This is a genomic window from Acinetobacter sp. 1130196 (assembly GCF_000588095.1).
GTDB lineage: Bacteria > Pseudomonadota > Gammaproteobacteria > Pseudomonadales > Moraxellaceae > Acinetobacter > Acinetobacter nosocomialis.
Genome location: NZ_JFWX01000014.1, coordinates 15,145 through 31,630 on the forward strand (window position 1 = coordinate 15,145; position 16,486 = coordinate 31,630).

At 40.6% G+C, this 16,486-nt stretch carries 13 protein-coding genes; 10 read left to right on the forward strand and 3 right to left on the reverse strand.

The window, feature by feature from the left end; genetic code table 11:
- Positions 1-66 precede the first annotated feature (66 nt).
- Entirely contained in the window at positions 67-1,497 is a 1,431-nt protein-coding gene (locus J671_RS13115) for an amino acid permease (RefSeq protein WP_004711113.1), read from the forward strand.
- Between the two features lie 60 nt (positions 1,498-1,557).
- Here J671_RS13115 and J671_RS13120 read toward each other — a convergent pair whose 3' ends face one another.
- Positions 1,558-2,439 carry a LysR family transcriptional regulator gene (locus J671_RS13120; protein WP_002050510.1) on the reverse strand — a complete coding sequence of 294 codons (882 nt, stop codon included), beginning with the start codon at positions 2,437-2,439 and terminating at the stop codon, positions 1,558-1,560.
- A 165-nt stretch (positions 2,440-2,604) separates the two neighbouring features.
- On the opposite strand from J671_RS13120, the gene J671_RS13125 reads away from it, so the two are divergent.
- The 7 genes from J671_RS13125 to J671_RS13155 all read left to right on the forward strand — a co-directional run bounded on the left by J671_RS13125 (position 2,605) and on the right by J671_RS13155 (position 11,200).
- Positions 2,605-4,122, forward strand: a complete 1,518-nt coding sequence (locus tag J671_RS13125) for a CoA-acylating methylmalonate-semialdehyde dehydrogenase (protein WP_031982526.1) — start codon at positions 2,605-2,607, stop codon at positions 4,120-4,122.
- Between the two features lie 11 nt (positions 4,123-4,133).
- Complete coding sequence (gene mmsB, locus J671_RS13130) at positions 4,134-5,024, forward strand: 3-hydroxyisobutyrate dehydrogenase (RefSeq protein ID WP_031982528.1); 891 nt, start codon at positions 4,134-4,136, stop codon at positions 5,022-5,024.
- Positions 5,025-5,105: 81 nt separating this feature from the next.
- A complete protein-coding gene (locus J671_RS13135) occupies positions 5,106-6,755 on the forward strand; it encodes an AMP-binding protein (RefSeq protein ID WP_031982529.1) in 1,650 nt (549 codons plus the stop codon).
- Between the two features lie 11 nt (positions 6,756-6,766).
- Positions 6,767-7,894, forward strand: coding sequence for an acyl-CoA dehydrogenase family protein (locus J671_RS13140; RefSeq protein WP_006581253.1), 1,128 nt, complete (start codon positions 6,767-6,769; stop codon positions 7,892-7,894).
- Between the two features lie 21 nt (positions 7,895-7,915).
- Positions 7,916-8,689 (forward strand): enoyl-CoA hydratase, encoded by a 774-nt coding sequence (locus tag J671_RS13145; RefSeq protein ID WP_001198683.1) that lies wholly within the window; start codon positions 7,916-7,918, stop codon positions 8,687-8,689.
- A 12-nt stretch (positions 8,690-8,701) separates the two neighbouring features.
- On the forward strand, positions 8,702-9,727 hold the full coding sequence (locus tag J671_RS13150) for an enoyl-CoA hydratase/isomerase family protein (protein WP_031982530.1): 1,026 nt from the start codon (positions 8,702-8,704) through the stop codon (positions 9,725-9,727).
- 120 nt (positions 9,728-9,847) lie between these two features.
- Positions 9,848-11,200, forward strand: a complete 1,353-nt coding sequence (locus tag J671_RS13155; protein ID WP_031982532.1) for an MFS transporter — start codon at positions 9,848-9,850, stop codon at positions 11,198-11,200.
- A 95-nt stretch (positions 11,201-11,295) separates the two neighbouring features.
- Here the strand turns inward: J671_RS13155 and abaI are convergent, their stop codons facing one another.
- Both abaI and J671_RS13165 read right to left on the reverse strand, forming a co-directional pair.
- Positions 11,296-11,862 (reverse strand): acyl-homoserine-lactone synthase AbaI, encoded by a 567-nt coding sequence (abaI, locus tag J671_RS13160; RefSeq protein ID WP_081400959.1) that lies wholly within the window; start codon positions 11,860-11,862, stop codon positions 11,296-11,298.
- A gap of 63 nt (positions 11,863-11,925) precedes the next feature.
- Positions 11,926-12,342 carry a DUF4902 domain-containing protein gene (locus J671_RS13165; protein ID WP_081404889.1) on the reverse strand — a complete coding sequence of 139 codons (417 nt, stop codon included), beginning with the start codon at positions 12,340-12,342 and terminating at the stop codon, positions 11,926-11,928.
- Between the two features lie 818 nt (positions 12,343-13,160).
- Between J671_RS13165 and abaR the strand changes: the two genes are divergently transcribed.
- Entirely contained in the window at positions 13,161-13,877 is a 717-nt protein-coding gene (gene abaR, locus J671_RS13170) for a LuxR family transcriptional regulator AbaR (protein ID WP_004711094.1), read from the forward strand.
- Between the two features lie 681 nt (positions 13,878-14,558).
- Complete coding sequence (locus J671_RS13175; RefSeq protein WP_031982534.1) at positions 14,559-16,448, forward strand: fatty acyl-AMP ligase; 1,890 nt, start codon at positions 14,559-14,561, stop codon at positions 16,446-16,448.
- The last annotated feature ends 38 nt before the right edge of the window (positions 16,449-16,486 follow it).

Consider the following 16,486-nt stretch of genomic DNA (forward strand, 5'->3'; position numbering starts at 1 on the left):
TACGGTTCGTTTTCTCCCTATAGGTTGCTGATTTAAATTAAGCAAAATATAAAAAGGACTTCTAATATGACAATGGTTCATCATTCAGATGAGGCAGGCTCCCCTGATCATTTACAACGGAAATTAAGTAATCGCCACTTACAGCTCATTGCAATTGGCGGCGCAATTGGTACCGGTCTATTTATGGGCTCGGGCAAAACCATCTCTCTCGCAGGTCCTTCAATTCTTGTAATCTACATGTTAATTGGTGGAATGTTCTTCTTCCTTATGCGCGCATTGGGTGAATTACTACTTGCTAATTTACATTACAAGTCATTTGTCGACATGGCGTATGACCTAATTGGTCCGTGGGCTGGCTACTATATAGGTTGGACCTATTGGTTAGGCTGGGTACTGGTCGGTATTGCCGATCTTTCTGCGGTTATTAACTATTTAAGTTTCTGGTTACCCGAAGGCGCCAGTTTTTCACCCATGCAACAAGCGATGATTAGTGCGGGCTGTGTACTATTCGTCTTAAGCCTTAACCTTCTTACAGTAAAGTTGTTTGGTGAGGTTGAGTTCTGGTTTGCGCTTATTAAGATTTTAGCCATTATCGGTTTGATTGGTGTGGGCGGCTACATGATTTTAACCCACTTCCAAGCTCCTCATGGTGACGTGGTAAGCATCAGTAACGTCTGGTCACATGGTGGTATATTTCCAAAAGGTGTAAGCGGGTTTTTGGCAGGTTTCCAGATCGCCGTATTTGCCTTTATTGGTGTTGAGCTGATTGGTACAACTGCTGCTGAAACGAAAGATCCAGAAAAGAACCTACCAAAAGCAATTAACGCGATTCCGGTACGTATTATCCTGTTTTATGTGTTAGCACTTTTTGTGGTGATGTCTGTAACACCTTGGGATCATATTCGTGCCGATAAAAGCCCGTTTGTTGAGTTGTTCTTAAATGCAGGTATTCCTATTTCTGCAATTATTATGAACTTGGTTGTTCTGTCGTCGGTCATGTCTTCAATGAACAGTGGCGTGTTTTCAACAAGCCGTATGTTGTTCGGCTTATCAAAAGATGGTCAAGCGCCGGGTATATTAGGACGTTTATCAAAACGTGCTGTGCCTTCAAATGGTTTAATCTTCTCATGTATTTTCATTATGGGTGGGGCAGTGCTTCAGTACTTTGTTCCAAACACAATGGAAGCATTTACTCTGGCAAGTTCACTCTGTGTAATCTTGTTCATTAGCGTGTGGATTTTGATCATGGCGTGCTATTTACGTTATCGTAAAACTCGTCCTGAACTTCATGCTGCATCAACCTTTAAAATGCCGGGCGGCGTGTTAATGGCGTATGCGGTTATAGCCTTTTTCTTGTTTACTTTAGTGATTTTGGCGTTAGAGCCAGATACATTAAAAGCGCTCTACGTCAGTCCAGTATGGGTGGTGGTTTTAGGTGTGACTTACTATGCATTCTATAAGCCGCGCATGAAAAAATTAGGCCGAGAAATCTTTTAATTATCCTTTCTCGATTTACCAAAAAGCCAATCATCATTGATTGGCTTTTTTATTAAAAGATTAATCGACCAGCAAATGTTGATATTTATCAGCTTGTTTACGCAAGTAATCCCAGACCAGTTTAATGCGCGGCTCATGCTGTAAATCAACGAAGGTCAGCATCCAGAAGGTATGGGTAAAACGAACTTGTTGCTCTAATACCTCTTCGAGCTCAGGTTTGTCATCTGCTAAAAACTTCGGCAAAATTGCAAGCCCTGCACCAGCACTCACTGCAATTTGTTGGGCCAAAATACTGCTACTGCGAAAGTTAGCATTCAGTTTTAAAGGTAAACGTTCTAGACAATACAGCTCCGGGCTATACACCAGATCATCAATATAATTTACAAAGCGATGCTGAGTTAAATCTTCTAAACCACGAATCGGTGGATTTTGTGCTAGATAGCTCTGGCTGCCATAAATTTTTAAACAATAATCAGACAAGCGCGTAATGATATAAGGCCCCGAGGTTGGGCGTTCAATGGATACCACAATATCTGCTTCACGATGCGAAAGCTTAATCATTTTTGGCACGGGTATTAGGTCAATGGTAAGTAGTGGATACTGAATAGAGAACTCAGCCAGTAAGCGGGCTAAAAATGCAGTTCCAAAGCCCTCAGGTGTGCCAATTCGCACACGACCTTGCAAAGGTTGATGCGGTTTTTCAATTTGTAAGAAAGCTTGTTCCATTTGCTCAACTCGAGGGACAAGTGCCATCCCTTCGAGAGTTAACTCATAGCCCGTTGCTTCACGCTTAAATAGCGTCGTACCTAAAGCAAGTTCTAGGGCCTGAATCCGTCTAGCTACCGTACTATGTTCAACACCAATAATACGTGCAGCATTGGTTAGAGTTTTAGTGCGTGCTAAAACCAGAAAAAACTGTAGATGATCCCAATCCACTTTCATTTTTGTTGTTGTCCCTGTGCATATTTGCACAACAATCGTGCATGAATTTGCGTTGGTGGTCAAAGATTTCTTTGTTAGTCTCAAATAAAACCTGAATAAAGAAAATACGTAGAAAAGTATTTTCTAATAACTGAACACAATAAAAATATGACCTACGGAGAGGTTATGAACACAATCCAGAAAATCGAATTGGACACCGCTAAATTACTTATTAACGGACAGTTTATCGAATCTAAAACCCAAGAATGGCAAGACATTATTAACCCTGCAACTCAGGAAGTGATTGGCCGCGTGCCTTTTGCAACGGTTGACGAAGTCGAAGCTGCTATTCAAGCTGCACAAGATGCTTTTACTTCTTGGCGCCAAACCCCAATTCAGGCACGTATGCGCATCATGCTCAAGCTACAAGACTTGATTCGTGCCAACATGAAAGAAATTGCACAAGTATTGACGGCTGAACAAGGTAAAACCTTGGCAGATGCTGAAGGCGATATTCAACGTGGTCTAGAAGTGGTTGAACATGCCTGTTCAGTTGGTACTTTACAAATGGGCGAGTACGTCGAAGGTGTAGCACGTGGTGTAGATACATATACCTTGCAACAACCTTTGGGTGTTTGTGCGGGTATTACGCCGTTTAATTTTCCTGCCATGATTCCACTTTGGATGTTCCCAATGGCAATCGTGTGCGGCAATACCTTCGTTTTAAAACCATCAGAACAAGATCCGTTATCAACCATGATGCTGGTTGAACTTGCGATTCAAGCAGGTATTCCAGCAGGTGTCTTAAACGTTGTGCATGGCGGCAAAGAAGTGGTTGACCGTTTGTGTACCCATAAAGACATTAAAGCGATTTCATTTGTAGGTTCAACTGCGGTTGGAACACATGTTTATAACCTTGCAGGGCAACATGGTAAACGTGTAAAAGCCATGATGGGCGCAAAAAATCATGTGGTTGTGATGCCAGATGCCAATAAAGAACAAACGCTAAATGCCTTAGTGGGCGCGGCGTTTGGTGCTGCTGGGCAACGTTGTATGGCATTGTCGGTTGCAGTGATGGTTGGCGACAGTAAACAGTGGATTCAAGAGTTAGTTGAAAAAGCGAAAACTCTAAAAGTAAATGCAGGTCATGAACCAAATACTGACATTGGCCCAGTCATTTCAAAACGTGCCAAAGCGCGTGTAATTGACTTGATTAATAGCGGTGTTGAGCAAGGGGCAGAACTTCTACTCGATGGTCGCAATGTTCAAGTACAAGGTTATGAGTCAGGTAACTTTGTGGGTGCTACGATTTTTAGTGGCGTAAATACCGACATGCGTATCTATAAAGAAGAAATCTTTGGCCCAGTACTTTCAATTATTTGTGTCGATACACTCGATGAAGCAATTGCTCTTATCAATGCCAACCCATTTGGTAACGGTGTAGGTTTATTCACACAAAGCGGTGCTATTGCACGTACTTTCCAAAACTTGATTGATATCGGCCAAGTCGGTATCAACATTCCAATTCCTGTACCTGTACCGTTCTTTAGTTTTACTGGTTCAAGAGGTTCTAAACTCGGCGATTTGGGGCCATACGGCAAACAGGCTGTGCAGTTCTATACCCAAACCAAAACCATTACCAGCCGTTGGTTTGAAGATAGCCATGAAGTTGGCGGTGTAAACACAACCATTAGTTTACGTTAAGGGGATCACGGATGAATATCGCCTTTATCGGTCTAGGAAATATGGGCGGCAAAATGGCCCAAAACCTACTAAAAGCCGGAATCAAAGTTTACGGTTATGACCTCAGTGAAGTTGCTATTCAGCACTTCGCCGAGGCAGGTGGCATAGTCTGCGACAGCCCACAGAATGCAGCTAAACAAGCAGATGTGGTCATTACCATGTTGCCTGCCGCAAAGCATGTTAAAGAGGTTTACTTGGGTGAAAATGGTGTCTTGGAAGTGCTAAAAGCAGGTAGCTTATGCATTGATAGTAGCACCATTGACCCGCAAACCATAAAAGACATTGCTGCTGTTGCGCAGAGTAAAAATATTAAAATTTGTGATGCACCCGTTTCTGGCGGGACCATTGGTGCTCAAGCAGGAACCTTAACCTTTATGGTGGGTGCCGATGATCAAACCTTTAATGAGGTGAAACCTGTGCTCAGCCACATGGGCAAAAATATTGTTCATTGTGGTGATGTGGGTGCAGGACAAATTGCCAAAATTTGCAATAACCTGATTTTAGGAATTTCAATGGCTGCGGTGGCCGAAGGTATGGCACTTGGTGTGAAGCTAGGCATCGACCCACAAGCATTGGCAGGGGTAATTAACACCTCAAGTGGTCGTTGCTGGAGCTCGGATGTATGCAACCCATGGCCACACATTAATGAAAATGCGCCTGCATCTCGAGGTTACCAAGACGGCTTTGCGACTCAGCTAATGCTCAAAGATTTAGGACTCGCTGTAGAAGCCGCAGGCCAAGTTAAACAACCTGTTGTATTAGGTGGCATGGTGCAACAGCTCTATCAGCAAATGTGCATGCGTGGTAATGCTCATCTCGATTTTTCGAGCATTATTCAGCAATACCTACCACAAGAGGCATAACGGTAAAGCCAAAGGATGGCTTTAAACCAATAAATCAAACCCTGTCGTGAATAACAACAAATCCGGACTGAGGGAAAAGATATGATGGATTATCAAAATGCTGTACAGGCTTTCGATTTGGAAAGCACTGCTAAACAGATGTTGTCAGGTTCACTCGATGCACTGAACGCATGTTATGAATGCTGTGATCGACATGCAGATGGCGACAGAATTGCGCTGTATTGGCAAGGAAAAGACGGACGAAAAGAGCAATATACCTTCCGTGAACTAAAAGAATGGTCGAGTCAGTTTGCTAACTTTTTAAAAGCTCAAGGTGTAAAAGCAGGCGACCGTATTTCAGGCTTATTGCCAAGAACACCTGAACTGATTGTAACCATTTTGGCGGCTTGGCGAATTGGTGCTGTGTACCAGCCTTTATTTACTGCATTTGGCCCAAAAGCGATTGAGCACCGTATTCAGCTTGCACAAAGCAAGTTGGTGGTGACCGATATGGGTAACCGTAGCAAGCTCGACGAAATTGAAAAGTGTCCTGCAATTATGACGGTGGCTGATGCTCAAGGTACTGCGCTTAAAGCAGGGGATTTTAATTTTTGGAATGAAGTGAAACAGCAGTCCGATCAATGTGATCTGGTAATGCGTAACATTCAAGATCCTTTCTTGCTCATGTTTACTTCAGGCACAACAGGGCCTGCTAAACCCTTGGAAGTGCCATTAAAAGCACTGATTGCCTTTGGGCGATATATGCAAGATGCCATTGGTTTAACCGAAGAGGACTCGTTTTGGAATATTGCCGACCCGGGGTGGGCGTATGGCTTGTATTATGCGATTACTGGACCGTTATTTTTAGGCCATGCTACTTTGTTCTATGAAGGCGGTTTTAGTACCGATAGCCTATGCCAAATTGTGAAAGATTATAAAGTTAACAACTTGGCAGGTGCACCAACAGCTTACCGTATGATGATGGCAGCAGATCCGGTACAAATGGCGCCATTAAAAGGCCAATTTCGTGTGGTGAGTAGTGCAGGTGAGCCGCTTAATCCGGAAGTCATTCGCTGGTTTAAACAAGTCCTTGATGCTCCAATTTATGACCATTACGGACAAACCGAAGTCGGCATGGTGGTGTGTAATCATCATGGCTTAAAACATGAAATTCATGCTGGCTCAGCAGGTTTCCCAAGTCCGGGCTATCGTGTTGCGATTGTTAATGAACAAGGTGAAGAACTTCCGCCAGACACACCGGGAATTTTAGCAGTCGACATTAGCCAGTCTCCAATGATGTGGTTTGGTGGCTATAAAGAAAGCCGTAAATCACCTTTTGTCGGTCATTACTACTTGACGGGTGATACTGCCGAACTTCATGCCGATGGCAGTATGAGTTTTGTCGGCCGTAGTGATGATGTAATCACCACATCAGGCTATCGTATTGGGCCTTTTGATGTAGAAAGCGCACTGCTTGAACATGATGCTGTGATTGAAGCCGCAGTAATAGGCGTGCCTGATCCAGATCGTACTGAAGTCGTTAAGGCCTTTGTAATTTTAGCTGCGGGCGTACAACCTTCAGATGCGCTTGCTGAAGAACTCAGCCAGTTTGTGAAAAGACGACTTTCTGCTCATGCTTACCCACGATTAGTTGAATTTGTGAGTGAATTACCTAAAACTCCAAGTGGCAAAATTCAGCGCTTTTTATTGCGTAATCAAGAAATTGCTAAACAACAAGCTAAAGCAGGGTAAAGGAAATAATAATGCAATTTACCGAAGAACAATTACTCATTCGTGATATGGCGAAAAGTTTCGCCCAAGAACAAATCAAGCCTAATGCCAGTGATTGGGATCGAGACGGGACTTTCCCAAAAGACACTCTGACTCAAATGGGACAACTCGGTTTTATGGGAATGCTTGTTTCAGAGGAATGGGGTGGTTCAGATACGGGTAACTTAGCCTATGTACTGGCACTCGAGGAAGTTGCGGCAGCAGATGGGGCAACCTCGACCATCATGAGTGTACATAACTCGGTTGGTTGTGTGCCTATTTTAAAATTTGGGACCGACGAGCAAAAAGAGCGCTTTTTAAAGCCTTTGGCACAAGGTGAAATGATCGGTGCTTTTGCCCTAACTGAGCCGCATACAGGATCGGATGCGGGAGCCATCAAAACCCGTGCAGTGAAAGATGGTGACGATTACATTTTAAATGGTGCCAAGCAATTTATTACCTCGGGTAATAATGCCGGTGTCATTATCGTGTTTGCAGTGACCGACCCGAGCGCAGGTAAAAAGGGCATTAGTGCCTTTTTAGTTCCACGCGAAACACCGGGTTATGAAGTGATTCGTGTTGAAGAAAAACTCGGTCTGCATGCTTCAGATACCTGCCAAATTGCGCTGACAGATGTACGCATCCATAAAAGTCTCATGCTAGGTAAAGAAGGCGAAGGTTTAAAAATCGCACTTGCCAATTTAGAAGGTGGGCGTATTGGTATTGCTGCACAAGCAGTCGGTCTAGCACGTGCGGCACTCGAAGAAGCAACTCGTTATGCCAAAGAGCGTATTACTTTTGGAAAACCAATTTTTGAGCATCAAACTATCGCGTTTCGCCTTGCCAGCATGGCAACTGAAATTGAAGCAGCGAGACAACTGGTTCACTACGCTGCGCGTCTCAAAGAAGCAGGCCAACCGTGTCTCAACGAAGCCTCAATGGCTAAGTTATTTGCTTCAGAAATGACTGAGCGTGTGTGCTCAAGTGCCCTACAAGTGTTTGGTGGCTATGGCTATCTCAGAGACTTCCCAATTGAGCGTATTTATCGTGATGCGCGTATTTGTCAAATTTACGAAGGCACAAGTGATATCCAACGTTTAGTCATCGCACGTAGTCTATAGAACCAGAACAAGGAATAAATAATGCAGTGGCAAAGTATTTTATTAGAAAAGCGTAATGGGGTTGGACTGATTACCTTAAATCGCCCTCAAGCGCTCAATGCTTTAAACAGTGAATTAATTAGTGAAATTAATCAGGCATTAGATCAACTCGAAAAAGACCGCGAAATTGGTTGCATCGTATTGGCAGGGTCAGAAAAAGCTTTTGCCGCAGGGGCCGACATTAAAGAAATGGCCGATTTGGCTTTCCCCGATATTTATTTAGATGACTTTTTTCATCTTGCAGACCGTATTGCACAGCGCCGTAAACCTTTAATTGCTGCGGTGAGTGGCTATGCCTTGGGTGGTGGCTGTGAGTTGGCGCTTATGTGTGACTTTATTTATTGTGCTGACAACGCCAAGTTTGGTTTACCCGAAGTCACTCTAGGGGTAATTCCGGGCATTGGTGGGACACAGCGTTTAACCCATGCCATTGGTAAAGCTAAAGCAATGGAAATGTGCCTTACCGCTCGTCAAATGGGCGCAGTAGAGGCAGAACAAAGTGGTTTGGTTGCACGTGTGTTTAGTAAAGAAGAATTACTTGAACAAACCTTGCAAGCCGCTGAAAAAATCGCAGCACGGTCTTTAACTGCAAACATGATGCTCAAAGAAACCATTAACCGAGCTTTTGAGGTGAACCTCACAGAAGGTTTACGTTTTGAACGCCGCATGTTCCACTCCATTTTTGCAACTGCGGACCAAAAAGAAGGCATGCAGGCCTTTGTTGAAAAACGGCAGGCAAATTTTAAAAATCAGTAAGAGATCAATAAAATGAATACAGAAAATCACTTAATGATTGAGCGACAAGGTAAGCTCGGCGTGATTACCTTAGACCGTGTGACTCATCTTAATGCATTGTCGCTAGATATGATTGAAGGGATTGGTGCCCAATTGGAACTGTGGCGAAATGATGCTGCTGTTCAGGCGATCTTAATCAAATCAAATAGCCCAAAAGCCTTCTGTGCAGGGGGCGATATCCGCTATCTCTACGACAGTTATAAAAATGGCACAGCCGATTACAAAGGCTACTTTAGTGCCGAATATAAAATGCTCAATACACTGCGCGAATATGAAAAGCCAATCATCGTTGTGCTTGATGGCTATGTATTAGGCGGTGGTTTTGGCTTGGCTCAGGCGTGTCACATTGTGGTAAGCAGCGAAAAGTCCAGATTTGCTATGCCTGAAACAGCGATTGGTTTTTTCCCGGACGTTGGCGCAACTCATTTCCTGTCTCGCCTTGATGATATTGGCGTTTATATGGCAATTACGGGTGAGCAGATTAGTAGTAGCGATGCGCTCTATCTCGACTTAATTGACTACCATGTGCCAAGCGATCAGTTACAAGCTTTACAAGACGCTCTCGTTGAAGCGCCAAGTTTAAGCAAAGAGGGAATTGAACGCATCATTACCCGATTTATTACTCGGCCTATCGAAAGTGAGCTTAAACAACTTGCCGAAGGCATCCGTAAACACTTCGGATATCAGCATTTAGATGAGATCGAACAAAGCCTTGAAAATGAACAGGATGAAAGCTTAAAGGCTTGGGCGAGTAAGATGCTTAGTATTTTGCAGCAGCGTTCATTTATTGCCAAACAAACCAGCTTGAAACTGCAATATTTAGGGCGCGGCCTTTCACTACAGCAGTGTATGCAGCTTGAGCGTGATTTACAGGATATCTGGTTTGAGCATGGTGACTTTATTGAAGGCGTTCGTGCGCTCATTGTTGATAAAGATAAACAACCACGGTGGCAAGAACGTAATCCGGAGCTAGAGCAAATTTTAGAAAAACTAAGCTAACCCCATTTTAAAAACACACAAAAAGCTTAAGGAGATCAAGCGAGACCTTAACATGCTTATGGTCAGGACAGATCATAAGCATAAAAAGACAAAACAAGAAAATCTAAAAAGGACATTACGATGCAAACAATACATGGAAACGGTTCACATCCTAAAAAGTCGTCACATCGATTAGCAGGCATCTCTAGCATGGTTGGTACCACGATTGAGTGGTATGACTTTTTTGTTTATGGCGCAGCAGCAGCCCTCATTTTTAACAAGCTATTTTTCCCAAATCTGGACCCACTTACAGGTGTGCTTGCAGCATTTGCAACTTATGCTGTTGGGTTTATTGGGCGGCCTTTAGGTGGCTTGGTCTTTGGTCATTTCGGTGACAAGATTGGTCGTAAGTCAATGTTGTTGTTAACGCTGATGCTCATGGGAATTCCAACCGTACTGATTGGCCTCTTACCAACTTATGAATCAATTGGATATTGGGCTGCAATTGGCTTGGTGATCTTACGATTTATTCAAGGTATGGCCATGGGTGGTGAATGGGGCGGTGCCGTGCTTATGGCCGTTGAACATGCACCCGAAGGTGGTAAAGGGTTTTGGGGAAGTTTGCCACAGGCGAGTACAGGTGGTGGCTTAATGCTCGCCTCAATCGCGCTAGGACTGGTGTCGTTATTACCTGAGCAAGCACTGTTTAGCTGGGGCTGGCGTTTACCATTTCTTGCCAGCATTATTTTACTGGCAGTGGGCTGGTATATTCGTGTAAAAGTGCCTGAGTCACCAGATTTTGAAAAAGTAAAACAGCAGTCTGAAGAAGTCAAAGTTCCTGCCTTTCAGGTTTTTAAAAATCATCCAAAACAACTGATCACCATTATTTTGGCGCGTGCTGCTGAAAATGCATGGTTTTATATTGCGTCAACATTTACTTTGGCTTATACCACTGCACAACTTGGTATTCCCCGCCAAGATATTTTATTTGCCACCATTTGCGGTGCAGCCGTGATTTTATTTATGACGCCGTTATGCGGACATTTGTCCGATAAAGTCGGTCAACGCAATATGTTTATGTTTGGTCTATGCGTATTGGCACTTTATTCTTATCCATTTTTTAGCATGCTCAATACCAAAGATCCTGTACTGGTCTGGACGGCAATTGTTTTGGCAATTGGTGTGGTGTTTCCAATTATGTATGCGCCACAAGCTCAGCTTTTTGCGCGACAATTTCCTGCGGAAATTCGCTACAGCGGTATCTCGATTTCAGTACAGTTGGCAGGTGTTTTGGGTGGTGGTTTAGCCCCTATGATTGCCACCAAGCTGCTCAGTATTGGGCAAGGTAACCCATATTTAATTATGCTTTATATTGGAAGTATGGCTGTCGTTGCAATTATATCGACATCATTTATGCCGCGTGATGGAAACCCTAAAACGGATGAGACTTATTATAAAAAAGCAAACTTAAATTTAAAAACCAAGATTGATTGATACGCGTTATTTATTCTTCGCAATAAGCGTATTTCTTGATTATAAAAAAACTAGGTTAACTCATGTCCGAGAGACAAGAGTTAACCTTTAAACCATTACACATCAATTAAACAGGCAAACATAGAATAGCCATCAATCGTCATTGGTGGGCCTGCACGATGGGCGCGAAAACCAGCAGCACGTAATAAACGCTCTACACCTAGAGGAGAGGTCGTAATAAGTTGTTTGGCCCCTTGTTCTCTTGCAAAGTTAATCGCTTCTTGCAAAATTGCAATAGAAACTGGCGATGACACTGCTTGACTTGCTGTTGTAGGCGGATTTGAAAAATCTACGGCTGAAAATCTTGATAATTCCCAAATTTCTGGGGAACACGGGAGAGGTATTCCATTCAGTAATTGAGGAAATATTTCACCAAGTAAATACGGTTGAGTCGTAGGTAGTAATCTGGCACAGCCAATAATATTAGAGTCTCTATCTTGAGCGACCACATAAGCTGTATCGACTTTATCAAATTGATCGAGTTCTTCATTATGTGGGCAGTTTAACTCCCATCCTAAATGCTCAACAAATACCTTATAACGGTAACTTTTAAATTTGCTATATAAGCCTTCTGAAAAATTGTTTTGAAATCCAGCAATAATATTCACTACAAGTGCTTCCACTTATTTTTGATGTGACTTTACTGAACAGCTGGAAAGGCGGTAACTGTAAAAATTTACAGGTTTCTAAGAGAAATTCAGACTTACTTTAGACTTGATTAAGCTTGTATTGATTTGAGCATAAATGAATTGTTCCCAGAACAAAGTATCTATCTTCCTTTTGATTAATGTTTCAGTGCTATCAAATCCAATATCTGTACCAGATATATCAACAATCATAATATTGCTTCTAGGCAGACCAGTTCGTTTTAAAGTAACAAAACCGTTTTGTTCAACGAATTCCCAGTCCCATCCTGTACTTAAAGCAGGCGTTTTTAATGTCGCCCATTCAGTAAAACCATAATAAACAATTTGAGATTCTTCAATTTGGGTTGATTCAACGATAGATACAACGTGTTGAAAAGGGTAATTCATGAGTTGGTTCTCATTCATACGAATAAAACCATCTGTCGAAATTGAAAAATGAGGGGTAATGTTGGCGATGCTACCTGTTCAAGTACCCTAAAATAGAAATCTTTTGATAAATACCATAAATTATTGCCAATTAAATACTGTTATGTTTAACAGGTTAAATATAATTTGATGCCCTATATCGTTAAGCTATTCTTATTGGAAGATTATTCAAGTATTAAGGTTGGCTAAAGTAAAAAATGATTATCTTGTAGTTATAATATAAAAAATGCTTTTGACAATGCTCAATTGACTTACTTTTTTTAGCTTTTTTAGGTGGCTTTTATACTTGTTATTAAAACAATAGTTTTAACTAAAATAAGCCACCATGTAATTATTTGATTTGCTAAATAATTATTTATTTTTTTAGTTTGAATATATAATGATTGATAAAATTATATTTCTTGGATCATTGTTGAAATGTATTATTTAATTAAATTAATAAAATATAATTTTAAGATTAAATAATGAGCATTGTTTTTTTATTTTAAAAACTATGTTTTTTGGAATAAAATGCATCCTGTAAAATTTAATTTTTTCAAGCATAATCTGTATATTGAATATAACAACCTTAGAGGCTTTCAGAAATTTAGTTTATCTGAATAATTTACAACCATTTGGGCTTAAAAGTGTTGTTAATTGGATGATGAGTTCAAAATCTGCAATTGAGAAAGTAATAAAAGAAGATGAAGTAGTGGAAATATTTTGACAGCCTCATAATCTTTTAGATTTTTGTAGAGTTCTATTGAAATAAAGGTAAAAAAATAGCCCTACGCTTCAATTTAATTATTTGGATTCACAAGAGATAACTGAACAAAAAATAATTTCTGAATGGAGCCTAATGAGAGCAAATGGAAAGTTGGCAAGAGGATTTATTATCAGCATTTTTGGTCGTAAAAAATGAAGATGAATTGTTTGAAGTAGTCAAATCTACAGCGTCAAAGCTTGGATTTGATTATTGTGCTTATGGTATGCAGTCACCGCTGTCTATTGCTGAACCAAAAACAATTATGTTGAATAATTATCCTCAGGCATGGCAAAAGCGCTATATAGAACAACGTTACGTGAAGGTAGACCCTACTGTGCAGCATTGTATGGTATCACTTCAACCTCTTGTCTGGTCGAGTCAAAATGCAAAAACACAAGAAGAAAAAGATTTCTGGGAAGAGGCGCGTTCTTATGGTTTAAATGTCGGTTGGGCTCAGTCAAGTCGTGATTTTATTGGGACGAGAGGGATGTTAACACTAGCAAGATCCACCGATCAATTATCAGAAAAAGAGCAAAAAGCACAATATACAAATATGTATTGGTTGACTCAAACAGTGCATTCCAGCATTGCTAAAATTGTCAATGATGTAGAGTTCTCTCAGTTCAACCTTTATTTAACGAACCGAGAAAAAGAAGCTTTACGTTGGACAGCAGAGGGTAAAACCTCAGCAGAGATTGCCCAGATTATTGGGGTTACTGAAAGAACTGTAAATTTTCATCTTTGTAACTCGATGCAAAAATTAAATGTAAATAATAAAATTTCAGCAGCTATTCGAGCAGTAATGCTGGGACTTTTGTAAAAAGATATATAAAGAATATAGAGTATTATAAAATAAATAGTTATATGATATTTATTTAAGTATTTTATAACATGTGTTTTAAATTTTTTATTTTAAAAAGTTAATCTATGAATTTAAAATAATGAGTAAGTTTATTATTTTTAAATAAAATTATTTATAGTTTATTATAATAATGTATAAATTAAATTTTAATTATCTGAAATAAAATTAAATAGGCGGTATTAATAATTTAATCTTAAAAGTAAAATTATACGAGAGTTGATATTATTTGATAATTTATCTTTAAAAGAACTATAAATTATATCTCATATAGAAACTAAAAAATTAAAACAAACGCAGCAGAAGAAAAACTGAGTAATGATCTGAAGATTAAAAAATTTTACTTAAGAGTATCTAAAAGTAGATCAAAGAATGGTCGCTTTTTTAATTATTTAAAAGTTCTTAAACTATATAACTGAATAAAAAATAATTTTTAAAAATATTTTAGCTTCTTATTTTTCAATAAGTAACATCTAACCTGTAAACCCTTACAGGTGTAATAAAGGACACTTGTGCATAAAATATAATGTGAATTTATATTTTAAAGAAAAAGTATATTCATTTTTATTAAAACCCCCAACTAGAAATTAATTTCTGAATCAGCAGGTTTTAAGGGTTAATTATAATTAATCGGAGTAAGTTATGGCTGTAATGTGTACGGATAATATCATTGCAACTTTGGAATCCCACGCGAACCTAAATGGGGGTAAGACTGCTTTTGAGTATTTGGGACGCCAATCTGGTGGGATTCAATCTCTAACGTATGCAGATCTGAATAAGCGAGTTCAACACCAAGCTCAGATATTAATGAACCTTGTAGACAGTGGTGATCGTGCAGTCTTGCTGTTCGAACCGGGGCTAGACTTTATCGTATCGTTCTTTGCTTGTCTGAAAGCTAAAATTATCGCAGTACCAGTTAGCTTGCCGTTTAATCGTAATGGTTTTTCTAATATTTTGAATATTATGAATGACTGTGAGCCAAAAATCGTGCTCACAACAAAAAAGATTCTTGAGTTATCGGGCCTAATTACATTAAAAGCTCAAAATGAAAGTTTAATACTACATGCTGTTGATACGGAATTTCAGCGTGACTTGGCGGAAAAGGATTTTCCTTATATTGATGCAGATGATGTTTGTTTCCTTCAATACACTTCAGGATCGACCGGTTGGCCTAAAGGTGTAATTGTCACCCACAAAAATATTATGGCAAATGAAGCCATGATTACGGAAGCTTTTTGTACACAACCTGATGATATCGGCCTTACATGGTTGCCTGTTTATCATGATATGGGATTGATCGGCTCGGTTTTGCAGAGCGTGTATGTGGGGCTAACTTGTTATGTAATGTCGCCTCTGGACTTCATACGTAAACCGCTTAAATGGCTACAATTTATTAGTGAAAAAGGCGTCACGATCAGTGGTGGTCCAAACTTTGCGTATGAATTGTGTTTGCATCGTATTTCAGATGAAGACGCAGCAACGCTTGATCTGAGCCGCGTACGTGTACTATTTAACGGTGCAGAACCAATCAAAGCGCATGTCATGCAGCGTTTCATGGAGAAGTTCAATACTCAGTCCAAACTGAAACTAGATACTTTCTTGCCATGCTATGGCTTGGCGGAAGTGACGCTCTTAGTCAGTGGTGTGACTGGCCCTCTCAATGCAATTTCTCTTGATCGTGATAAGTTGAATGCCCACTTGGTACAAACCAGTCAGGATCAGACCGCGGTGCAAGTGGTGAGCTGTGGCAAGATCTCGGCGCACATTGATTGCCGCATAGTTAATCCGCATACCCATAAAGAAGTAGCAGCTCATGAAGTTGGTGAAATCTGGCTAGCAGGAGAGAGTGTCACAGCAGGCTACTGGCAGAAACCTGAGATCAATCAGGAAACCTTTGAAGCAACGATCCTTGATGAAGCAGGTCAGCCAAGTAAAGAATATTACTTAAGAACGGGTGATATGGGCTTTATCAAAGATGGAGACCTGTATGTAACTGGCCGTCTTAAGGATGTAATTATTATCCGTGGCAAAAACTATTACCCACAAGATATCGAATGCTCTGTTGAAATGGCACATCCTGCTGTTCGTAAAGGCTGTGTTGCAGCAGTAAATTTTGCTGATTCTGAGGGGGTTACGGTTGTACTTGAGATTAAGAAAAAGTCATTAAACAAGACTCTTAATTTTGAAACCATCAGAACTCAAGTTAAAGAACAAGTGGCGGCTGATATTGGCTTACCTGTAGACGGTGTCTATTTACTGCATCAAGGCCGAATAAATAAGACCACTAGCGGCAAAATTAGAAGAAGAAAAATTAAAGAACAGATCGAGCGAGGTCAGCTGGTCTGTTTGACCCATCCAAACCGTAGAACGGTGATTGCTCGAAATTATATCAAGAACAGTTTAGAAGTCATCCGTGATCGTGAGCAGCGGGGGCAGTTGATTCGTTATAGCTCCAATCTACTCAACTCAATGATCAAGGAACGTGAAGTGCGCACGCTGATTTTTAATCGTCTGAAAAGTGCTTTGTTTTAACCCTTACCCTTTAATCATTTGAGTGAAAATTCATGTCA